Origin of the sequence: Microbacterium sp. CSI-V, from assembly GCF_001984105.1 — a bacterium.
In the GTDB taxonomy this organism is placed as follows: Bacteria; Actinomycetota; Actinomycetes; order Actinomycetales; family Microbacteriaceae; genus Microbacterium.
The window spans coordinates 1,225,419-1,246,244 of the sequence record NZ_MTQM01000009.1 but is presented as its reverse complement, the minus strand read 5'-3'; the positions used below and the strand labels follow the sequence as shown (position 1 = coordinate 1,246,244).

The 20,826-nt window shown below is 70.8% G+C and carries 17 protein-coding genes; 11 read left to right on the top strand and 6 right to left on the bottom strand.

Annotated features, from left to right (window positions below):
- Positions 1-10: 10 nt before the first annotated feature.
- Positions 11-1,915, bottom strand: coding sequence for a sigma-70 family RNA polymerase sigma factor (locus CSIV_RS16855; protein ID WP_077052459.1), 1,905 nt, complete (start codon positions 1,913-1,915; stop codon positions 11-13).
- Positions 1,916-2,047: 132 nt separating this feature from the next.
- The gene (locus tag CSIV_RS16850) at positions 2,048-2,668 is read right to left on the bottom strand and encodes a histidine phosphatase family protein (RefSeq protein WP_077052458.1); all 621 of its coding nucleotides are present in this window, start codon (positions 2,666-2,668) and stop codon (positions 2,048-2,050) included.
- A gap of 699 nt (positions 2,669-3,367) precedes the next feature.
- Between CSIV_RS16850 and CSIV_RS16845 the strand changes: the two genes are divergently transcribed.
- The 6 genes from CSIV_RS16845 (at position 3,368) to CSIV_RS16820 (ending at position 10,775) form a co-directional block, all read left to right on the top strand.
- Positions 3,368-5,044: a glycosyltransferase gene (locus tag CSIV_RS16845; RefSeq protein WP_160897448.1), complete on the top strand. Its 1,677-nt coding sequence runs from the start codon at positions 3,368-3,370 to the stop codon at positions 5,042-5,044.
- On the top strand, positions 5,041-5,772 hold the full coding sequence (locus tag CSIV_RS18530) for an HlyD family efflux transporter periplasmic adaptor subunit (protein ID WP_077052456.1): 732 nt from the start codon (positions 5,041-5,043) through the stop codon (positions 5,770-5,772). The genes CSIV_RS16845 and CSIV_RS18530 overlap by 4 nt, the downstream gene beginning before the upstream one ends.
- Positions 5,769-7,760, top strand: a complete 1,992-nt coding sequence (locus CSIV_RS16835; protein WP_077052455.1) for a glycosyl hydrolase — start codon at positions 5,769-5,771, stop codon at positions 7,758-7,760. The genes CSIV_RS18530 and CSIV_RS16835 overlap by 4 nt, the downstream gene beginning before the upstream one ends.
- 34 nt (positions 7,761-7,794) lie before the next feature.
- Positions 7,795-8,682 (top strand): UTP--glucose-1-phosphate uridylyltransferase, encoded by an 888-nt coding sequence (locus CSIV_RS16830; RefSeq protein WP_077052454.1) that lies wholly within the window; start codon positions 7,795-7,797, stop codon positions 8,680-8,682.
- Positions 8,683-8,724: 42 nt separating this feature from the next.
- Entirely contained in the window at positions 8,725-9,120 is a 396-nt protein-coding gene (locus tag CSIV_RS16825) for a hypothetical protein (RefSeq protein ID WP_139340745.1), read from the top strand.
- A 182-nt stretch (positions 9,121-9,302) separates the two neighbouring features.
- A complete protein-coding gene (locus CSIV_RS16820) occupies positions 9,303-10,775 on the top strand; it encodes an amino acid permease (protein WP_077052452.1) in 1,473 nt (490 codons plus the stop codon).
- Positions 10,776-10,988: 213 nt separating this feature from the next.
- Here the strand turns inward: CSIV_RS16820 and CSIV_RS16815 are convergent, their stop codons facing one another.
- A complete protein-coding gene (locus CSIV_RS16815; protein ID WP_202400781.1) occupies positions 10,989-11,486 on the bottom strand; it encodes a VanZ family protein in 498 nt (165 codons plus the stop codon).
- A 444-nt stretch (positions 11,487-11,930) separates the two neighbouring features.
- Here CSIV_RS16815 and CSIV_RS16810 point away from each other — a divergent pair, with 444 nt between their 5' ends.
- A complete protein-coding gene (locus CSIV_RS16810) occupies positions 11,931-13,361 on the top strand; it encodes an HNH endonuclease (RefSeq protein WP_077052450.1) in 1,431 nt (476 codons plus the stop codon).
- Between the two features lie 54 nt (positions 13,362-13,415).
- Here CSIV_RS16810 and CSIV_RS16805 read toward each other — a convergent pair whose 3' ends face one another.
- Positions 13,416-14,048, bottom strand: a complete 633-nt coding sequence (locus CSIV_RS16805; RefSeq protein ID WP_077052449.1) for a LysE family translocator — start codon at positions 14,046-14,048, stop codon at positions 13,416-13,418.
- A 74-nt stretch (positions 14,049-14,122) separates the two neighbouring features.
- Here CSIV_RS16805 and CSIV_RS16800 point away from each other — a divergent pair, with 74 nt between their 5' ends.
- On the top strand, positions 14,123-15,448 hold the full coding sequence (locus tag CSIV_RS16800) for a flavin monoamine oxidase family protein (protein ID WP_077052448.1): 1,326 nt from the start codon (positions 14,123-14,125) through the stop codon (positions 15,446-15,448).
- A 1-nt stretch (position 15,449) separates the two neighbouring features.
- Here the strand turns inward: CSIV_RS16800 and CSIV_RS16795 are convergent, their stop codons facing one another.
- The gene (locus CSIV_RS16795) at positions 15,450-16,310 is read right to left on the bottom strand and encodes a sulfurtransferase (RefSeq protein ID WP_077052447.1); all 861 of its coding nucleotides are present in this window, start codon (positions 16,308-16,310) and stop codon (positions 15,450-15,452) included.
- Positions 16,303-16,665 (bottom strand): carboxymuconolactone decarboxylase family protein, encoded by a 363-nt coding sequence (locus CSIV_RS16790; RefSeq protein ID WP_076495178.1) that lies wholly within the window; start codon positions 16,663-16,665, stop codon positions 16,303-16,305. Before CSIV_RS16790 ends, CSIV_RS16795 begins: the two co-directional genes overlap by 8 nt.
- A gap of 179 nt (positions 16,666-16,844) precedes the next feature.
- On the opposite strand from CSIV_RS16790, the gene CSIV_RS16785 reads away from it, so the two are divergent.
- The 3 genes from CSIV_RS16785 to CSIV_RS16775 all read left to right on the top strand — a co-directional run bounded on the left by CSIV_RS16785 (position 16,845) and on the right by CSIV_RS16775 (position 20,819).
- On the top strand, positions 16,845-17,720 hold the full coding sequence (locus tag CSIV_RS16785) for a LysR family transcriptional regulator (RefSeq protein WP_077052446.1): 876 nt from the start codon (positions 16,845-16,847) through the stop codon (positions 17,718-17,720).
- Positions 17,721-17,804: 84 nt separating this feature from the next.
- Positions 17,805-18,947 carry an acyl-CoA dehydrogenase family protein gene (locus CSIV_RS16780; protein ID WP_237488631.1) on the top strand — a complete coding sequence of 381 codons (1,143 nt, stop codon included), beginning with the start codon at positions 17,805-17,807 and terminating at the stop codon, positions 18,945-18,947.
- Positions 18,948-19,172: 225 nt separating this feature from the next.
- A complete protein-coding gene (locus tag CSIV_RS16775) occupies positions 19,173-20,819 on the top strand; it encodes an ABC transporter substrate-binding protein (RefSeq protein WP_077052444.1) in 1,647 nt (548 codons plus the stop codon).
- The last annotated feature ends 7 nt before the right edge of the window (positions 20,820-20,826 follow it).

Below are 20,826 nucleotides of genomic sequence, written 5' to 3'. Positions count from 1 at the left end.
GCGGGCCGACTCAGGGTTCGGTCAGGTCGAACGTCATCTCCTCGGGGGAGGGGCCCCACGGATCGAAGATGATGTCGGGGTCGTAGACGTCGACGGCGCGCTCCGTGCCGGGGCCCCAGCGACCGTCGCCGTCCACCACGCGGAACGTGAGGTAGTACCAGCCTCGCGCCGCCATCACGAGGCGTTTGCGGGCGTGCCCGTCGCCGTCGAGCGCGAACTGCACCGCGTGGCCGGTCATGCTGACCGCGAGCACCGTGGCATCCGGTGGGCCGTCCACCTCGATCACGAGACCGGTCGTGGATGCTTCGTCCACGGTCATGTCCTCGATGCCCGCAAGATCCTCGAAGCCGCGGACCCCGAGACTCACGATCGTGAAACTGCCCGCTCGTTTCGAGACCGTGCCGTCGGTCGAGGAACTCGTCACGGCGTACGGGTAGGTGCCGGCGGGGAGGGAGAGGCGGCGGGCGTCGAAAGTCCAGCTGCCGTCCGGCGTCGTGTCGGCGGCGTACCGCGATCCGTCCACGTCGACCGTGACGGTGTCGCCCGGTCGACCGCGCCCGGTCAGTGCGGGCGCGAGGTACCCCGTCGTCGCAGCGGCGGGATCGGGGGTCGGACCCGCGGACGAGGTCGGAGCGGGTGTCGGCGTGGGGGTACCGCTCTGCGCGAGCGGGGTGGGCCGGTCGGACGGAGGGAGGGGGAGCGCCGCGGGATCGAGGACGAGAGCAGCCTCCGTGAGGTTCGGATCCTCGACCCCCCTCCCCACGCGGGGGGCGGTCGTGGCCTCGGGGGCGGGGGTGGAGGGTGCGGCCTCTGTCGGCGAGGTGTCCTCCGCCGCCGGGAGCACCGGTGATCCTGCGCTCACGACGGGCGGCGGTGCGGGCGGAGCCGCCGCGTCGGCCGCATCGGGGGCTGCTGTTCCGAGGAGGGGCGAGAGCAGAAGAAGGGATGCCGTGACACCGCCGACGGCGAGCACGCTCAGGGCGCCGACGCCGACGCCGGCGCCGGCACCGACGCCGGCGGCCGCGGACCCGCCCGCCGTGGACGACGCGACGCCGACGGACGCGGACCCGCCCGCCGTGGAGGACGCGGGTCCTCCCGAGGCGAGTGAGCCGAGGCCGAGGGCGGTGACCGTCCCGCCACCCGTCGACGCGGCTGCTGCCGCGGCGCCCGATCCCGTCGCCGAGCCGATCAGGACCAGGATGAGCGTGCGCTGGGTGCGAGACGCCCTGCTGCGGAGGGCGTGGAGGAGGTCGGCGCACGACCCGCAGGTTGCGATGTGGGCACGGACGGCGGCATCCGTCCGTGGGTCGGTGGCCCGGTTGACGTAGTCGGGCAGGATGCGGGCGGCGTGCGTCGGATCGTCTCGGAGGAGCGGGGGGATCTGCTGGGCGAGCCAGGTGCGTGCGAGCCCCGACGTCGCCCGACGGCGGAGAGCGGAGACGGCATTGGCCGAGATCCCGAGTTCCTCGGCGATCTTCCGGCGGTCCGCCCCCTCCACCTCGGTCAACCACAGCAGACGCTGCCAGCGAGGCGGGAGACCCTCCAGGGCTGCGGACAGATCGGAGCGCTCGTCGTCGCGCTCGACGAGGGTCAGCGCATCCAGGGAGGTGCCGATGTCCTCGACGGGACGATCGCTCAGGTCGACCTCCGCGCGTCGCCACCGGAGGGCCGTGTTGCGGATCACGGCCTTCAGGTAGGGGCGGAACGCGTCCGTGGGGCCGGTGGCCGTCGTCGTGACCTGCTGGTAGATCGCGAGGAAGGCCTCGGAGACGAGGTCGTCCACCCGCGAGGGAAGCGCCCGCCGCGCGTACCTCGCCGCGGCCTCGCGGTGGCGGGTCCACAGCTCTTCGAAGGCTGCGGTCTCACCGCTTCGAACGGCGGCGAGGAGCTCACGGTCGCCGCGGACGTCGGCCATGCGTCCCCCTCCCCCCGGAACGGTTCTCCGCGTCGTCGTAGGGTGCGGCGGCGAGTCCCCGTGGCCAGAGCCTAATGGGCGATTCGCGCGACGGGCGTCGGTCCTCCGCCCGCGCCGGAGGTCACGGCCGGGTCAGCGCCCGCGGACGTGGTTCCACTGCGTGATGACCTCGGAGCCGTGCTCGAACCCGAGCTCGCTCACCGCGGAGGTGCCGAGCACGAAGTAGCGTCCGCCCGCGGCGGTGAGGCCCAGCCAGACACCGGCCAGGGCGCGGAGGAAGTGCGCGTGCGAGAAGAGCAGCACCTGCTCGCCGGCGCGGACGCGGGGGCGCAGTTCGGCCAGGAGGGATTCCGCGCGGGCCGTGACCTGCTCGACCGTCTCGCCGGGGGTCGCGCCGGCGGGGGCTCCGGCCTGCCAGATCGTCCACGGTCGACCGAGGCGCGCGTCGATCTCGGGCGTCGTGAGGCCCTCGTACGCGCCGTAGTCCCACTCCACCAGGCGCGGCTCGAGCGCAGCCTGCGGGTAGCCCGCCCGGGCGGCGGTCTCGACGGCGCGGTGCAGGGGGCTCGTCAGCACGAGGTCCCAGTGGCGGGTGGCGAGCAGGGTGCCGGCGAGCTCGGCCTTGTAGGCGCCGGTCTCGGTGAGGGGGATGTCGGTCAGCCCGGTGTGGCGACCGGTGCGACTCCACTCGGTCTCGCCGTGGCGGACGAGCACGAGGCGCCCGTCGGGGTCGGTCAGATCCTCGTCTTTCACGTCCCCATCCTCCCGCGTTCGGCCGGATCGGTCGTGAATCGCGGCCGAGAACGGACGAAGGGCCGGTCGAGGAGTCTCGACCGGCCCTTTCCCTGCACCAGAGTGTCCTGCAATCACATGTCGGTAGCTGCCACAGCAAAACAACTACCGTGCGATGACTCTATAACGGTGAGGTAACGCCAGGGAAGAGGATGCCGTTACCTTTTCGTGATTCATAGCTTCCTCATCGCCGGCTCATCAGGCGGCGACGACCGCACGGGAGCGGCCTCGTGCTCGGCTCGCGAGGGGTGTGCGGGCGAGCTCACGAGTCGCAATATGGGCCGCAGATGACCCTGCGCGACTCCGCTTCCGTTCGGATCGGACGTCTCCGGAAAAGTCGGACGACGTGCGGGCGACATTCCCGGAACGGAATGTCTCCTTCGAGCTCCCCGTCGGCCAATCCGAGGAAACCCAGATCAGGGGCACCATTCCCGAGAACCTCGCAGAGCGATGGTGTCGATTCCTGCCGGTCGCGCGTCCGGATAGCGGCCGGAATGTCCACGGAGGGTGAATTCTTCCGTCTCGCCCTCATCTACAGTCACCAGAACGACGACGGCGTGCGACCGCCCGAGGTCGCCCGCCGTTCAGGCTGGGGGGCCGTGTCACGCGCTGCGTCAATGCGCTGTTTCGCTGTACCCCCTTTACCCGAGGGGAATGGCGATGGCCCGACACTCAGAGCGACGGCGGTGCGTCCGCCGACGCACGCACCGCACATCATCCAGCCGGATCTCGGCCGGATCCGACATCTTCCGCGACGGCACGGTGCAGTCGCCGTCGCTGATCCTGCTCGTCGTCCTCGCGACGATCGGGTGCCTGCTGTACGCGGCATTCCTCCTGAACCCGGCGAACGTCGGCGATCCGCTTCCCTACACGATCGTCGTGGTCTGCGAGAGCTTCCTGATCCTGCAGATCCTCCTGAGCCTGTGGACCGCGCTCTCCTCCACGCACAATCCCCGAGGGTTCGCGTACCACGCGGCGCGCGCGAGCCTGTTCACGGGCGACCCGGAGAGCCCCGACGTGCAGGTTCACGATGTGCGCGTCGGCATCGACGTGCTCATCCCGACCTACGGCGAATCGCTCGTGGTGCTCGAACGAACGGTCCGCGCGTGCGTCGCGCTACGAGGCGCCCACCGGACGTGGGTCCTCGACGACATGCGTCGCCCGGAGGTCGCCGAACTGGCCGCGCGGCTGGGTGCGGGGTACCGCACCCGTGAAGGGAACGAGGGCGCCAAGGCGGGCAACATCAACGCGGCGCTCCGGCAGCTCGACGGTGACTACTTCGCGATCTTCGACGCGGACTTCGTGCCGGAACCGAACTTCCTCGAGGAGACGATGCCGTTCTTCGCCGACGACCGGGTCGCGTTCGTGCAGACCCCGCAGGTCTACGGCAACATCGACGGGTTCATCGCCCGCGCGTCGGCCTACATGCAGACGGTGTTCTACGCGCTCGCCCAACCGGGGAAGAACCGCTTCAACTCGGCGTTCTGCGTGGGAACCAACGTCGTGTTCCGCCGTGCGGCCGTCGACAGCATCGGGGGATTGCATGCGGCGTCGAAGTCCGAGGACATCTGGACCTCGATCCTCCTGCACGAGGCCGGGTGGTCCTCGGTGTACATCCCATTGCACCTGGCGACGGGAGAGACGCCGGATCGCATCGAGTCCTTCAGCAAGCAGCAGGTGCGCTGGGCCACGGGGGCGTTCGAGATCCTGCTCACGCACAACCCGCTGTCGCCGCGCCGCACGCTCACGATGGACCAGCGGCTGCAGTACTTCGCCACGGCCACGTTCTACTTCAACGGGGTCATCCCGTTGGCGCTCCTCCTGCTGCCGCCGCTGCAGATCTTCCTCGACATCACGCCCATGTCGATGGAAGTCCCCCTGGGGCAGTGGATCCTCTTCTACTGCGGCTTCTACCTCATGCAGGTGGTGATGGCGTTCTTCACGATCGGCGCCTTCCGCTGGGAGACCCTCCTGCTGTCGTCCGTGTCGTTCCCGATCTACACGAAGGCGTTGTTCAACGCCGTCACGGGCCGTGCCGGGACGTGGCACGTCACCGGGGCGGGCGCGCGGACCTCGCCCTTCCTCTACATCCGCGTGCAGACTCTCTTCTTCCTGTTCCTGCTCGCGACCACCCTCGTCGGCGTCTGGAAGTTCGACTGGACGGGTCAACTGTCCGTCGCCCTCTTCTGGAACGTCGTGAACACCGTCGCCCTGGGCGGTCTCATCATCGTGGCGTTCCGCGAGCAGCAGCAGGACCGCCGCCGCGCCCGCAACCGTCGCCAGCTGCAGACCGCGCCGCGGCGTCGAACCTTCGACCCCCTGGAGGTGGTCTCGTGAAGTTCCTCCGCATCGGCGGCTTCATCCTGTCGTCCGTGATCGTGCTGGCCGTCGCCCTCGGCGGACTGATGTACGCCAACCAGCGGGCACTCAGCGTCGGCGCATCGGAGGCGACCCTCGTCTCCGACACCTACAGCGTCGGGACCGCCTACGCCGGGTTCGTGGCATCCATGTCCATCCAGCCGGGCACACCCGTGGTGAAGGGACAGGAGCTGCTGCGGCTGCAGAGCTCCACCCTGCAGCAGTCGCTGCAGACCTCGCGACTGAACCCCGAGGGCGTGGGCTACCGCGTCGAGGGAGACGACGTGCTGGTGTTCACCGCCGTCGCCGACGGCATCGTCCGCGACGTCGAGGCCAACATCGGATCGTTCGTCCCGGGCAACTCGATCATCGCCGTCGTGGGCATTTCGAACACCCTCCACCTGGAAGCGTCCTTCCCCATGAACGCCCGGGACTACGCCCGGATGCAGGTCGGCGGCGACGTGGACGTCCGGATGCCGGACGGGACCTCGCGCACGCTCGCTCTGACGGAGTTCCACGTCGGCGAGGAACGCGACGGGCAGCCGCAGGTCGTCGTCGTGGCTCGGGACGAAAGCCTGGGCGGCGCGTCGGTGGCGTTCGCGGGCGCGCCCGTGGCCGCAGCCCTCGAGCTGCGCGGCGACGAGGACCTCGGAGCCTGGGTCGTGCGCCAGGTCGGCAAGCTCTTCGTCCCCGGGGGGTTCCGGTGAGTCGGCGCCTCCGGACGGTCGCGGCGGTCGCGATCCTCGTCGCCGTCGGAGTGGCCGCGAGCGGGTGCGTCCCGGAGGTGCCGGAGTCCCCGACCGTCGACGCCACGCCCGCCCCGGCGTGGGCGACGGAGGCGGCGCAGGTGGCCGCCGATCTCCCCCGACTGCCCGGTCCCTACGCCGGAGACACACGTCTCGCCGAGGGGGTGGCGCCGCCGACCAACTCCTGGGTCGGTGCGGCGGTCTTCGGCGGCGGCGAACGCCCGGTGTACACGGGGGTGCTGGCGGTGCGTCCGACCGCGTCCTCCTTCGAGGTGGGGCTGCCGCGCGTTGCGATCACGCCCTCGTCGGTGTTCGGTTCGTTCATCGCCGACCTGCGGTTCGACGTCCCGGGGTCGTCCACAGTGCTGTCGCGGATCGACGCGCTGTCGGCCGATTTCCGTTACAGCACCGCCGACGCGGAGGTCGGCACGCTGACCCTCGCCCAGGGGTGGCCCTACGCGTTCTACCGCGCGACGACGGCGCAGGAGATCGGGTTGGGGGGCGCGACGCCGACCGAGACGTCGTCCGGAGTCTGGCGGACCGAGGTGAACGGCGTCGCGTACCTCGTCGTCGGCACCGACGCCGTGCTCGGCGGCAGCGGTTTCTCCGTCGCGGCGGGCGGAAGCCTCGCGGTGCTCGCGCTCCCCTCCGGCGCGGGTTCCGACGTGATCGATCGGCTCGTGGCCGGTGCCGTCCCGCTGACGGGGACCGAGGCGACCACTCGGGTCGAGAGCGAGTCGGTGGCGACGACCTTCCATTTCGACGTCGACCAGGACACCGTCTTCGCCGCCCGCCCGCATCAGCAGATCTCGACCGGACTCCTCGGGGCCGCCTACGACACCATCTACGGGCCGTCGACTCTCGTGGGCGGGCGGGACTTCACGTTCGAGGTCCCGCGCGTCGAGCCCGTCGCGGGGCTGGACGTCGACTCGTTGACCGACGACGAGAAGGACACCGTCCGCGCGCAGATCGCTGTGGACGCCGAGCGCCCGTTCGTGGCGACGGACTCCTACTCGGGGGGCAAGGAGCTCTACCGGGCGGCGATGCTCTATCGTCTCGCCGTCGACCTCGGCCAGGACGATGTCGCGGCGACGCTCAAGTCCGGGATCGAGCAGGAGCTGGACCTGTGGCTCGACCCCCGCGGATGCCAGGGGCGCAGCGACCGCTGCTTCGTGTACGACCCGGTGCTCGGCGGGATCACGGGGCGCGCGCCGGCGTACGGATCCGACGAGTTCAACGACCACCACTTCCACTACGGATACTTCCTCTACGCGCTCGGCGTCGTGGCGCAGGGTGATCCCGACCTCGTCGAGAGGTACCGGCCGATGGCCGACGTCATCGCGCTCGACCTCGCGGCGCCGGTGGCCGTTCCGGGATTCCCGGCACGGCGCGTGTTCGACGAATACGAGGGTCACTCCTGGGCCTCCGGCACGGTGCCGTTCGTCGACGGGAACAATCAGGAGTCGGCCTCGGAGGCGGTGAACGCCTGGGCGGGACTCGCGCTGTGGGCAGAGGCATCCGATCAGGACGACCAACGCGCCGAAGCCGAGGCGCTACTGAGCGTCGAGACCGAGACGGCCCGTCGATACTGGCTCGGTGCGGAGATGCCGACCGGCATGACGGCCCCGTTCTTCGCGCTCAACTGGGGTGGCAAACGCGATTACGCGACGTTCTTCGACGCGTCGCCGTCGGCGATCCTCGGGATCGAGCTCATCCCGATGTCTCCTTCGACGGCGTTCCTCCCGGACACCGAGCGCCGCGCCGCACTGGTGTCGGGGGTGATGGATGCCGGAACCCTCGAGCTGCCGCTGATCGACTACGTCATCATGCTCCAGGCCACCGTCGATCCCGCCGCCGCACTCCAGAACGCGCGTGCCCTTCCCGACGCGCGCATCGATTCCGCGAACTCCCGCAGCTATCTGCTCGCGTGGATCCTGACCCACGACTGACCCCATCCCGTCCACTCGAACGAGAGGCCACACCATGATCACGAAGGCCGTCATTCCCGCCGCTGGACTCGGCACCCGATTCCTGCCGGCGACCAAAGCCATCCCGAAGGAGATGCTGCCGGTCGTCGACAAGCCCGCGTTGCAGCACGTGGTCGAAGAGGCCGTCGCGGCCGCGCTCGATGACGTCCTGGTCATCATCGGACGCAACAAGAACGCCATCAGCAACCACTTCGACGCGGTTCCGGAGCTGGAGCACACCCTCTCCACCAAGAATGACGCCGTCAAGCTCGAGCACGTGCAACGCTCCTCCACGCTCGCCGACGTGCACTTCGTCCGGCAGGGCGAGCCGCGCGGCCTCGGCCACGCCGTCCTGCGAGCTCGGCGGCACGTGGGACACGAGCCGTTCGCGGTGCTGCTCGGCGACGATCTGATCGGCGAGGGCGAAGGGTTGCTGTCCCGCATGATCGCGGTCGCCGAACAGCGTTCCACCTCGGTGATCGCGTTGATGGAGGTGCCCGCGGAGCAGATCCACCTCTACGGCTGCGCGGCCGTCGAACCCACCGCGGACGCCGACGTCGTCCGTGTCACCGGTCTCGTCGAGAAACCCGACGCGCAGACCGCGCCCTCCCTCTATGCCGTGATCGGCCGGTACGTGCTGCAGCCCGCCGTCTTCGACGTCCTCGAGGACACGCCGCCGGGCAAGGGCGGGGAGATCCAACTGACCGACGCCCTCCAGGTCATCGCGGCCGAGGGTGACGAGGAGGTCGCGGGCGGCGTCTACGGCGTGGTCTTCTCCGGCGCGCGCTACGACACGGGCGACAAGGTGGACTACGTCAAGGCGATCCTCCAGCTCGCCTCCGCACGCGATGATCTGGGACCTGCACTTCGGCCATGGATCCGAGAGTTCGCCGCGAGCCTCTGAGGCGGCGACGACACGATTCCGAACGATCGACGGGGCGAGGGCATGACAGGACTTCGAGGCCAGGACTCCGTGGCGCGGTTGGCGTCCGATCTGCGGTTGCTGCGCGTGTCCGCCGGCAACCCGACACTCTCGCGATTGCAGTCCGAGAGCGGTGTGTCGCGCACCGTGCTCTCGGACGCGTTCCTCGGTCGCGGTCTGCCCTCGGTGCGTACCCTGGCCTCCATCGTGCAGACGTGCGGCGGCGGGCCGGTGGACCCGTGGTTGGAGCGGCGCGACGCCCTGACCCGTCTCGGTGCGGATCATCGGGCGCCGGATGCGACGCGGGAGTTCGGGGGCCGGGAGGGCGTGATCGTCGCGACGGCGCTGGGAGTCGGTGCGGTCGTGGCGATGGTCGCGCGTGGACTGTTCGCGGTGTTCGGTCGGCGCCGGCGGCGCTGAGGGGCACGGCGGGACGCGGCGACGTTCGGCGGTCCGGTTCCCCCGTGACCGCGGCTCTCCCGAGTCCGGCGCGACCGCGGGTACCCGGCATCCATTACTCTTGCCTGCGCCGTGACTGCTCTGGAAGCGCCGGCTCCGGCGCGTGATCTCCGCCGGCTCCCACGATTGCGAGTTCCCCCCTCATGACCTCCTCCTCGGGTTCGTCGCCCCTGCCCCGCGACGCCGCCGCGACAGCCGAGCCGCCGCGCACGCTCCGTCGAACCATGGATGCCAGGCACCTGGTCATGATCGCCCTCGGCGGCGTCATCGGCTCGGGACTCTTCCTCAGCTCGGGGTACACGATCCAGCAGGCCGGGCCACTGGGGGCCGTGCTCGCCTATCTGCTCGGCGCGTTCGTGGTGTGGCTCGTGATGGTGTGCCTCGGCGAGCTCGCGGTGGTGTATCCCGTGTCGGGGTCGCTGCACGTCTATGCGGCCCGCACGATGGGACCGGCCACGGGATTCGCGACGGCGTGGCTGTACTGGCTGTGCTGGGTGGTCGCACTGGGGTCGGAGTTCACGGCATCCGGGATCCTGATGCAGAGATGGTTCCCCGATGTCGCGGTGTGGGTGTGGTGCCTGGTCTTCGCCGCCGTCCTCTTCACGCTCAACGCGATCTCGGCCCGGGTGTTCGGCGAGACGGAGTTCTGGTTCGCCCTCATCAAGGTGGTCGCGATCGTCGCGCTCATCGTGCTCGGCGGCATGGCGATCTTCGGATTCACGCCGCTGTCGCCGGAACCGCACGAGGCCGTGCTGCTCAGCAACTTCCTGACTCCGGAGGGCGTGCTCCCCGCGGGGCTGGGGGGAGTCCTGATCACCTCCCTTGCGGTGTTCTACGCCTTCAGCGGTGCCGAGCTGGTGGGCGTGGCCGCGGGCGAGACGAAGGATCCGGGTCGCAACATCCCGCGCGCCCTGCGGTCGACCGTGCTGCGCCTGCTCGTGCTGTTCGTGCTGTCGATCACCGTGATCGCGGCCCTGCTGCCCTACGACCGGGCGAGCCTCAGCTCGAGCCCGTTCGTCGACGTCTTCGAGTACGTCGGCGTCCCGTACGCCGCCGACATCATGAACTTCGTCGTCATCACGGCCCTCCTCTCGGTGGGCAACAGCGGACTGTATTCCTGTGCGCGCATGCTTTTCTCGCTCGCCGAGGAGGGTTACGCCCCGCGCGCGTTCACCCGCCTGACCCGCCGCGGCATCCCGATCGTCGCGCTCCTGGTCAGCCTCGGGATCGGACTGGTGTCGCTGATCTCGAGCGTCATCGCGGCGGAGACGGTGTATCTCGTGCTGGTCTCGATCGCGGGCTTCGCCGCCGTCGCGGTGTGGATGTCCATCGTCGCCGCGCAGTTCTTCCACCGGCGGCAGTTCGTCCGCGGCGGGGGAGACGTCGCCACCCTGCCGTTCCACACGCCCTTCTACCCCGTGGTGCCGATCCTCGCGTTCGTGCTGCTGACGGCGTCGATCGTCGCGATCGCTTTCGACCCCGATCAGGCTCCGGCGCTGTACTTCGGCATCCCGTTCGTCCTGCTCTGCTACGGCTACTTCTGGGTGCGGTACGGCCGCCGCGGTGCGCGGCCCGTGCCGATGAACGAAGAGGCTCCGGTCGACGAGGTCGACTGAGTCGAGCGGGTGCGCGGCGGCCCGCGGCGGCGGATGCCGGGGTGATGGGGGTGTCGGGGTGCGGGGCGGCGGGGTGTCGGGGTGCGGGGCGGCGGGGCGTCGGGATGCCGGGGCGCCGGGGTGCCGGGGGTGCCGGGGTGTCGGGGTGTCGGGCCGCGGCGCGACGGAGACGCGCGGGCTCGGGCGGCGAGGGGCGTCGATATCGCGGTGCGATCAGGGGTGAGCGGCGCGCGGTGACGAGCGACTCCGCCACCAGGCGAACGAGAGCAGCGATGCGACCGCGGCACCGAAGGCGTTGACCAGGACGTCGTCGGTCGAAGTGACGCGCCCGAGGGGGAGCTGGAGGATTTCCAGGACGCTCGAGCACGCCGCCGCGAAGAGGAAGACGAGCGGGACGACCAGCGGGGGCGGCCCGAGGCGGAACCGCACGGGGAGAAGTGCGCCGAGTGCGGCGAACACCAGCAGGTTGCCGACCACCTGGATCACGGCGCCGCCGCCCGACAGAACCGCAGCGAGGTCTCGGAACGGCGCGAGACGGATGCCGCCCGCCCCGCCGGCGGGCGTCATGATCATCCACACCCACGGCGCGGTCCCGAACACCATCCCGACCTCGGCGGCGGCGGAGCGGCGTGCCCACCGCGGCGACCATCCGCGTCGGATCCTCCGACGAGCGAGCAGGACGGCGACGAGGATGCCGAGGGGGAGGCACACCAGGACGGTGACCCCGACGACCGTGCCGTATCGGTCGGCGATGGAGGTGACGACGGAGAGGACGCGGCGGGCCGTTCGACCTTACTGCCGCGCGTGCGGCGGCCTGTTCGACCGTTCCGGAGCGCGAGCGTGGGGCGGGTGGCGGGGGACTCGTCGGGACGTCTTCCGTGGGGGATCCACGTCGCGTCGACGGCTCCTACACAGGCGTCGGTCGCCGCGAGTTGTTCACAGATATGCTCTCTGGCCTGGGGAATGTCGGCGTCGCGGCCTATTCTTAGAACATGTCTTCGAATGTTTCAATCCGGCCCCGCCGAGGGCGATGCCGAACCGCCGGCCGGCCGCGCAACACCGGAGGCCGGACCGTCCGCGGGCGCCCCGCCGCCCGGGGCCACGGGTCCCCTCGCGGGTGCGCCCGCAGGCACAGGCCCGTCGGGGGATGTGGGAGTGTTGTCGGTGCTGGTGACGGAGGTCGTTCGGGCCGAGGCCGTGGTCGCGGCGGCCGAGGTCGCGCGCGTGCGTGCTCTGGCGGCGGCAGGACGATTCGCGCGGGAGTCGTCGTCGAGAACGCGGGCGTCGGGGCGTGCGGCGGAGATGGCTCTGCGAGAAGTCGCGTCCGAGATCGCCGCGGCGTGCCGGGTGTCGGACCGGGCGGTGCAGCGCGACGTGGACGAGGCGATGACCCTGGTGGAGTCGTTCCCGAAGGTCGTGGCCGCGTGGGAAGCGGGTGCCGTGTCGCGGCGGCACGTGCGGGTGATCGCCGAGGTCGGGGTGCAGCTCCCCGCGGAGAAACGGGCCGAGTTCGATGCCCTTGCAGCCGCGCTGGCGGGTGAGGTGTCCAGCCCCGGGCGTCTGAAGTCCCGACTGACGATCGCGTCCGAGGCGTTGCAGCCGCGGACCATCACCGAGCGTCATCGGGCCGCGCGGGAAGGGCGGTGTGTGCGGATCGTGCCCGGGGCGGAGGGGATGTCGGATCTGATCGCGACGTTGCCGACGGTGCTGGCCGAGGCGGTGTTCGACCGGCTGACGCAGCAAGCCCGCGTGATCGTCGACGCCCGCCCCGACGAGGCGGCGACGGCTCGGGCGACGACGCCCCGGAGCCCGGCCGCGCGGGGCTCAGTCGGCTCGGGCGGTTCGGCGAAGGCACCCGACACCCGGTCGGTGCACCAGGTGCGTGCGGACGTGTTCGCCGACATGCTCCTGACGGCCGATCCCGCGATCGATCCGACGCGGATCGGCGACGGTCCTGGGACCCTCGGGAGGATCCGTGCCCGCGTTCAGATCGTGGTTCCCGCGCTGACCGTTCTCGACCCCGCGCGCGAGACCACCGCCCCCGCCGAGCTCGTGGGGCGCGGCCCCATCGATACTGCCCTGGCCAGAGATCTGGCGGACGCGACGAGCGTGCCGTGGGACCGCGTCATCACCCACCCCGTCTCGGGCGCTGTGCTGCACACCGACACCTACGCGCGCACCGCCGCGATCGACCGGCACCTCCGCGCCCGTGACCGGCACTGCCGGTGGCCGGGATGCATCACTCCCGCGATCCGGAGCGAGGTCGACCACACCCTCGACCACCACCTCGGTGGCGCCACCCGCGTGTCCAACCTCGCGCACCTGTGCCAGCGGCACCACACCCAGAAGCAGTTCACTCGATGGACCGTGCGGCAGGGCGACGCGGGGGTCCTGGAATGGACCTCCCCGACCGGCCGCACGTACACGGACACCCCCGACCCCTACCCCTCGGCGGGCGTCACTCACCGACGAAGCCCGTCCACGGAACAGGATCCCCACGCCACCGCGCCCCGCGTGCGATTCCTCCCCGACGACGGGTCGGCGGACGTGCCCCCGCGCTCGGCATCCGACGTCCCGCCCTGGTGAAGCGCGAAGGCGTACGACCGCTCCTGCTCGCGGAGCGGAAGGGGCGGGCCCGACCTACGCTTTCGCGCCCGTCAGCGCCAGCGTCCCACCGAGCCCGATCATCATCACGCCGCCCGCACCAGAGAGCGCCGCGATGCGCTTCGGTGAGCGGGCGAACCACTCGCGCGCGGTGCCCGCCGCGAGCGCCCACGTGCTGTCGCACAGGAGGGCGAGCACCTGGAACAGCAGCCCCAGCAACAGCAGTTGAGCCCACACGGGTCCCGCCGCGGGTGAGACGAACTGGGGGAGCACGGCGACGAAGAAGGCGATCGTCTTCGGGTTCGTCATGCCGACGACGATGCCCTGGCGCAGGAGGGTCCACGACGATCGGGGGCCGCCGACGGCACCTGTCGCCGCGTCTCGACGGTGCCGAATGGCCTGGATGCCGAGCCAGACGAGATACACCGCGCCGGCGATCTTGATGACCGTGAAGGCCACGATCGACGAGGCTACGATCGCCCCCACGCCGAACGCCACCGCCAGCACGGCCGGGATCGTTCCGAGGGCGTTCCCGACCACGCTGAGCACGCCCGCGCGGCGACCGAGCGCGATGGACCGGCCGATGACGAACAGCACGCTCGGCCCCGGGATCACGATGATGACGACGGAGGCCAGCGCGAAGGCCACCAGGTTCTCCCACGGGATCATGCGCTCACACTAACGTCGCCAGACCCCCGCTCGGACTACTCTCGTGACACGGTCGTCTACTCGAGGGAGCCGTCATGCAGGAGCAGTTCGACACCGTCGTCGTCGGAGCGGGAATCGCGGGTCTGTCCGCCGCCCGTCTCCTCGCTCGCGAGGGCAAACGCGTCGTCGTCGTGGAGGCCCGCGACCGAGTGGGCGGTCGCGTCCACTCGCAGCGCGACGGGCACCGCGTCACCGACCGCGGGGCGTCCTGGATCCACGGCATCGATGACAGTCCCGTCGAGGCGGCCGCGCGCGCGTTCGGCATGCCGATGGCGGAGTTCACGGTCGGCGGGTACCAGCCCGACAGCCGTCCGTTGATCTATTTCGGTCCGGATGCCGCCCGCCTCGCACCCGAGGAGGTGCAGGCCTTCGCCGCCGACGTCCGCGCCCTGAACGCCGACCTCGTCGAGATCATCGCCCGGTCAGCTCCCGACGCCACGTACGCCGACGTCGTCGAGGAGGCCCTCGCAGGACGCGACTGGGCGCCCGAACGGGCGCAGCGCGTGCGCGAGTACAACGGCCGCCGCGCCGAGGAGCAGTACGGCGTCCACATGACGGTGCTCGGCGCGCACGGACTCGACGACGACACCGTCAACGGCGACGAAGTGGTCTTCCCGCGCGGGTACGACGAACTCGCGACCCACCTCGCCGAGGGTCTCGACGTCCGCCTCGAGCACGTCGTCACGGCCGTCGACTGGTCCGGTGAGGGCGTCACCGTCACCACGGACCACGGAACCTTCCACGGTGCCGGCGCCGTCGTCACGCTCCCCATCGGCGTTCTGCAGTCCGGTGACGTCACGATCACGCCGCCGCTGCCGGACACGCACCAGCGGGTGCTCGGGGTCCTGGCATCAAACGCCTTCGAGAAGGTCGTGCTGCGCTTCCCCGAGAGATTCTGGGATGCCGGGGTCTACGGCATCCGTCAGTTCGGCGACGAGGGGGAGTGGTGGCACTCCTGGTACGACCTCGGGCGGATCCACGACGAGGCGGCCCTGCTGACCTTCGCCGCCGGTCCCGCAGCGGTCGCCACCCGGCACTGGAGCGACGAGGAGATCACGGCCTCGACGATGACGCAGCTGCGCCGCCTGTACGGCGACGCGATTCCCGAGCCGGAGAGCGTCGTCGTCACCCGATGGCAGGACGACCCGTTCTCGCGTGGGTCGTACAGCTACATGAAGCCTGGCTCGGTCGGCCCCGACCACGACGACCTCGCCGCACCCGTCGGGGGTGTCCTGCACCTCGCCGGCGAAGCGACGTGGGGCGACGATCCCGCCACCGTCCCCGGCGCGCTGCTGTCGGGGCACCGCGCCGCCGAGAACGTGCTCGGCCGCGCGGTGCCGATCGAGGAGCTCTGGACCTGAGTCAGCGCGGCTCGGGACCGGTCGCCACGGGGAGCTCGGGGTGGTTCGACCACTGGCTCCATGAGCCGAGGAACACGCGCGGCATGAACCCGGCGAGGGTGAGCGCCACCGCCTGGTGCGCGGCCGTGACGCCGGACCCGCAGTACACGCCGACCTCGGCCCCCGGGGCGGCACCGAGTGCGGCGAACCGCTCGCGCAGCGCCTCCGGATCGTGGAACCGCCCGTCGGCCCCCACGTTCTCGGTGGTCGGCGCGCTGACGGCTCCCGGAACGTGCCCCGCGCGCGGGTCGATCGGCTCGACCTCACCGCGGTACCGTTCCCCGGCGCGCGCGTCGAGCAGGAGCGACCCGTCCGCGAAACCGGGCACGTCCTCGAGCGGCAGCACCGGCAGAGCGCCGTAGGCCAGGGTCACCGATCCCGGCGCGGGGGCGACGGCATCCCCGGATTCCACCTCGAAGCCGGCGTCGGTCCACGCCCGCAGCGATCCGTCGAGCAGGCGCACGTCGGCGACGCCGGCGTACCGCAGTAGCCACCAGGCGCGCGCGCTCGAGAGGTTCTTCAGGTCGTCGTAGACGACGACGGTGTCGCCGTCGTCGATGCCCCAGCGCCGAGCGACCTCCCGCAGCGCCTCGACGGGCGGAAGCGGATGCCGCCCCTCGGTGGGCTCGCCGTGCGCGGCGAGGTCGTGGTCGAGGTCGACGTACTGCGCGCCCGGGATGTGCCCGGCGAGGTACTCGGGCCGTCCGTCGGGGCGGTCGAGGCGCCAGCGCACGTCGAGCACCCGGACCGGACCGCCGTCGGCGAATCGACCGGCGGCGAGGGCGTCGCGCAGTTCGGTCGCGGTGACGAGGACGTCAGACATGCGCGTGCACCGCTTCGGCGTCGTGGATGCCGGACAGCTTGAACGCCAGCCGGCCGTGCGCGAACCCGCCGCCGGCGCGGATCGCGGTCGCGACCCACGCGGCTTCGGCGAGCTCGGCCTTCGAGGCGCCGGCTCGGACGGCGGCCTGCGAGTGACCGTCGATGCAGTAGGTGCACTGCGTCGTGATCCCGACCGCCAGGGCGATGAGCTCGCGGAACTTCAGCGGGATCTCGCGCCCCTCCGGGGCGAACACGCTGTCGTTGAAGGCCGTGAACGCGGCCAGCACGTCCGGCGTCGTCTCCTTGTAGTCCCGCGTGTAGGCGCGGTCTCCCTCGCGGTCGAAGAAGTCGCTCATCTCTCACTCCTCGTGGCGGCGCCGGTCGGATGGCGCACCGTCCGAGCCTAGGAAGGCCGCCCGGCGGTCAGCAATGCCGGGTCTGTGATGAGCACTCATCGTCGCGCCCGATGGATGCCATGTGAACGCGCGTGACCGCCGCCGAGCGGGGGCGGCATCCGGCCGTCTATCGTCCAGGAATGGCCGAGACTCTGGACATCATCCAACTCCGCACGTTCGTCGCCATCGACGAGTGCGGAGGATTCGGTCGTGCCGCCGTGGCCCTGCACATGTCGCAGCCCACGGTGAGTCAGCACGTGCGCTCCCTCGAGAAGCGGCTGCAGCAGCCGCTGGTGGAGCGGGACGGTCGGCGCGCCCGATTCACCCTTGCGGGCGAGAAGCTGCTCGCCGAGGCCCGGCGCATCCTCGCCGTCCACGATGAAGCCCTCGCGCGCCTGGACGTCACCCGCGCCCGCACGATCGTCGTCGGTTCCACCGAGACGGCGGCCGAGCAGATCCTGCCCGAGCTCCTCGGGACCCTCCGTCGTGCGTTCCCCGACCGCCAGGTGCAGTTCCACATCGACCGCTCCACCAAGATGACGGATGCCGTGACCAAGGGCACGATCGACCTCGCCGTCGTGCTCGACACCGGCTCGACCGTCGCCGGCGTCGAGGTGGGCGAGCTGCCCCTGAACTGGTACGCGTCGCCCTCCTGGCAGCCGCCCGGGCACGGCGAGGCCGTGCCGCTGGTGGCCTACATCGAGCCGTGCGGCATGCGACAGCGCGCGCTCCAGGAGCTGGGCGACATCGGCGCCCGCGTCGACATCGCGGCCGAGTCCGGAAGCCTCGAGGGCGTGATCGCCGCGGCCCGCGCCGGACTCGGCATCGCGGTCCTGCCCACTGCCGGCCGCGCGCCCGCGGGACTGGTCGTGCGCCGCGATTTCCCCGACCTCGGCCGGATCTTCGTGCGGCTCATCACGCGGCGCGGGCTCGAACCCGACGTGGAGCAGGCGGCGATGGCATCCCTCGACGGGTTCTTCGCCGTCCGACGTCACATCCACGCCGTATCGGCGTGATCCCCGACCATCGGAATGCCCGATGAGTGCGGTTCGGGGATCGCTGTTGGACGCCCGCGGCCCCGCGCGCGGAGCATGGGGAGCATGACTGCCTCTCCGACCCTCTCGCGCGTCGACCTCGGCGCCCTCACCGCCGACGTCGCCGAAACCGCGGAACGCTACGACCGTTCCGGCGACTTCCCCACCGACGGTCTCGCGGCCGTCCACCGGGCGGGAGTCTTCCACGCGGTGCTCGGGGAACGCTTCGGCGGCGATCAGGTCGACGCCCTCGAGCGGCTCCGCATCCTTCAGGCGATCGGTCGCGGCGACCCCTCCGTGGCCCTCATCGTCGCGAACACCGTGGCCACCCACGTCGCCCAGATCGATCACGACGTGTGGCCGGCTCACCTGTACGAGAAGGTCGTCGCCGAGACCGCGGAGCGTCCGGTCTCCATCAACACCGCCCGCGCCGAGCCCGAGTTGGGCGCGCCCGCACGGGGCGGACTCCCCGCCACCACGGTCCGGCGCACCGCGGACGGCTGGGCCGTGACCGGACGCAAGGCCTACGTCACCGCCAGCACCGGCCTCGACTACCACCTGGTGTGGGCGAAGACAGACGACCCCGAGCCGCGGGTCGGACATCTCATCGTCCGTGGTGACGCGCCCGGCATCACCATCATCCCGACCTGGGACCACCTGGGCCTGCGGGCCAGCTCCACCCACGACGTCGTCTACGACGGGGTCGAGTCCCCGGCGGACCACTTCCTCGAGATCCCGTTCACGGGGGTGTACCGCGACCCCGCGGCGCAGGCCAGCGCCCTCGGCCTCACGCACGCGGCGCTGTACGTCGGCGTCGCCCGCGCGGCGCAGGACTTCTTCACCCGTTTCACCCACGATCGCGTCCCCGCGGGACTCGGGCGTCCGATCGCGACCACCGACCGCATCCAGACCGTCGCGGGCGAGATCGAGGCGCAGCTCGTGCAGGCCGAGACGCTGCTGTACGGAGTGACCGAGAAGGCCGTGGCGGGCGACGCCGAAGCCGTCGCGCGCGTTCCGCTGGCGAAGGTCCTGATCGTCCGCTCAGCGATCGCCGCCGTCGAGGCGGCCGTGGCCGCGCTCGGGAACCCGGCCCTCAGCCGCACCAATCCCCTCGAGCGCCACCTGCGCGACGTCTTCTCCGCGCGCGTGCACCCGCCCCAGGAGGACCAGGCGCTCCTCACCGCCGGACGACGGGTCCTCGGAGTCTGACGCAACACGGCGTCATGCGCGCCGGCCCCGCCGCCGGCGCAAGATCCACGCTCCACACCTCGAAACCCCCGGAATCCTGCGGATCCCGGGGGTTTCGGCATCCATCACCAGGACCGATCGTTTCCGATCGGTCGTCGTCGTTGGACGCTCGCCCACGGCCCGCTGAGACTCGCTGGAGAGTTCCCGACCGCGCCCGGCGGTCGTCCCCGACCAAGGATCACAGCCATGTCCTCATCCCCGAAGCGTCGACGGCGTGCCGCCCTCGGCGCCGCCCTCGCCCTGTCCCTGACCCTCCTCGCCGGCTGCGCCGGCTCCACGACCGCGGCCGCCCCCACCGACGCCGCTCCCACCGAGGGTGGCGACGTCGTCTTCCTGATCAATTCGCTCGGCACCAGCTGGGTGCCCAACGAGAGCTCGATCTCCAGCTACCAGGGCAACATCTGGGGCCAGGTCACCGACAAGCTCGTCTACGTCGACGACAAGGGCGAGGTGTCGCCCTGGATTGCCGAGAGCTGGGATCAGAACACGGATGCCACCGAGTTCACGCTGCACCTGAAGGAGGGCGTCACGTTCTCCGACGGCACGCCGCTCGACGCCGCCGCGGTCGTGGCGAATCTCGACTACTGGGCATTCGGCAGCGCGGATAAGGGCATCGCCCCCATCGGCCTGTTCCCGAAGACGTACCAGAAGGCCACGGCCGTCGACGCCGCGACCGTCACGGTGACGTTCTCCGCCTCGACGCTCGGGTTCATCCCGACCCTCGGCTACCACGGCTCGATCCTCGTCTCGCCGAAGACGCTGGCGCTCAGCAAGCAGGACCAGGGCGACCTCGACAACTTCTCGGGCTCGGGTCCCTTCACCATCAAGAGCTGGGCCGACGGCGACGACGTCGTGCTCGAGAAGCGCGCCGACTACAACTGGGGCCCCGCGGCCCTCGGACACACCGGCCCCGCCTACCTCGACACGCTCACTTACAAGCAGGTCGCGGAGTCCAGCACCCGCATCGGCGCGCTGAGCTCGAACCAGGCGCAGGTCATCTACAACGTCCAGCCGAGCGAGATCGCCGGTCTCACCGACAAGGGCTTCGTCGCGGGCCTCCCGCGGTACCTGGGCTTCACCAACGGGTACGCCGTCAACGTGCAGGCCGCTCCGTTCGGCGACGTGAAGGTGCGTCAGGCGCTCCAGCACGGCATCGACCGCCAGCAGATCCTCGACACCGTCTACACCGACGGGTGGGAGGCCGCCGAAGGCTTCATCCAGAGCGGTGTCCCCGAGTCGACCGACCACTCCGCCGACTTCGCGTACGACCCGGAGGCATCCGCCGCGCTCCTCGACGAGGCCGGCTGGGTCAAGGGAACCGACGGCAAGCGCAGCAAGGACGGGCAGACCCTGGCGGTGACCCTGTACGCCAACCCGTACCTCGCCACGTCCGCGTCGATCGACGAACTGGTCTCGCAGCAGCTCGGCGACCTCGGCTTCGACGTCACGGTCCAGACCTACGACGTGGCGACGTTCGGCGAGAAGGTCAAGATCGGTGCCAACACCCCGCTGTACGAGGTCACCCGGTCGTTCATCGACGTGGGGACCGTCGCCGGCATCCTCACCAACGCCAACAAGGGCGAAGACTGGTTCGGCCTCGGCGAGACGGACACCACGCTCAACGGTCTCCGCGACCGCATCGCCCGCGCAACGGACAAGGACGACCGCGCCGCGGCCGTCGACGAGCTGCAGACGTACGTGCTCCAGCAGGGGCTGTTCGTGCCGATCACCCAGATCGTGCAGCGCATCTACGTCCAGAGCCCGAAGCTCCAGGGCGTCACCTACAACGGCGTCGCGATCGCCGACTACGCCACGGCGTACCTGCAGAAGTAGGACTCCC

Bases quoted from the DNA above. Each gene is read 5' to 3' on its own strand.
- CSIV_RS16790 (WP_076495178.1), bottom strand. From the start codon at position 16,665: ATGAGCGACTTCTTCGACCGCGAGGGAGACCGCGCCTACACGCGGGAC.
- CSIV_RS16795 (WP_077052447.1), bottom strand. From the start codon at position 16,310: ATGTCTGACGTCCTCGTCACCGCGACCGAACTGCGCGACGCCCTCGCC.
- CSIV_RS16780 (WP_237488631.1), top strand. From the start codon at position 17,805: ATGACTGCCTCTCCGACCCTCTCGCGCGTCGACCTCGGCGCCCTCACC.
- CSIV_RS16855 (WP_077052459.1), bottom strand. From the start codon at position 1,915: ATGGCCGACGTCCGCGGCGACCGTGAGCTCCTCGCCGCCGTTCGAAGC.
- CSIV_RS16775 (WP_077052444.1), top strand. From the start codon at position 19,173: ATGTCCTCATCCCCGAAGCGTCGACGGCGTGCCGCCCTCGGCGCCGCC.
- CSIV_RS16825 (WP_139340745.1), top strand. From the start codon at position 8,725: ATGACAGGACTTCGAGGCCAGGACTCCGTGGCGCGGTTGGCGTCCGAT.
- CSIV_RS16785 (WP_077052446.1), top strand. From the start codon at position 16,845: ATGGCCGAGACTCTGGACATCATCCAACTCCGCACGTTCGTCGCCATC.
- CSIV_RS16830 (WP_077052454.1), top strand. From the start codon at position 7,795: ATGATCACGAAGGCCGTCATTCCCGCCGCTGGACTCGGCACCCGATTC.
- CSIV_RS16800 (WP_077052448.1), top strand. From the start codon at position 14,123: ATGCAGGAGCAGTTCGACACCGTCGTCGTCGGAGCGGGAATCGCGGGT.
- CSIV_RS16820 (WP_077052452.1), top strand. From the start codon at position 9,303: ATGACCTCCTCCTCGGGTTCGTCGCCCCTGCCCCGCGACGCCGCCGCG.
- CSIV_RS16845 (WP_160897448.1), top strand. From the start codon at position 3,368: ATGGCCCGACACTCAGAGCGACGGCGGTGCGTCCGCCGACGCACGCAC.
- CSIV_RS16805 (WP_077052449.1), bottom strand. From the start codon at position 14,048: ATGATCCCGTGGGAGAACCTGGTGGCCTTCGCGCTGGCCTCCGTCGTC.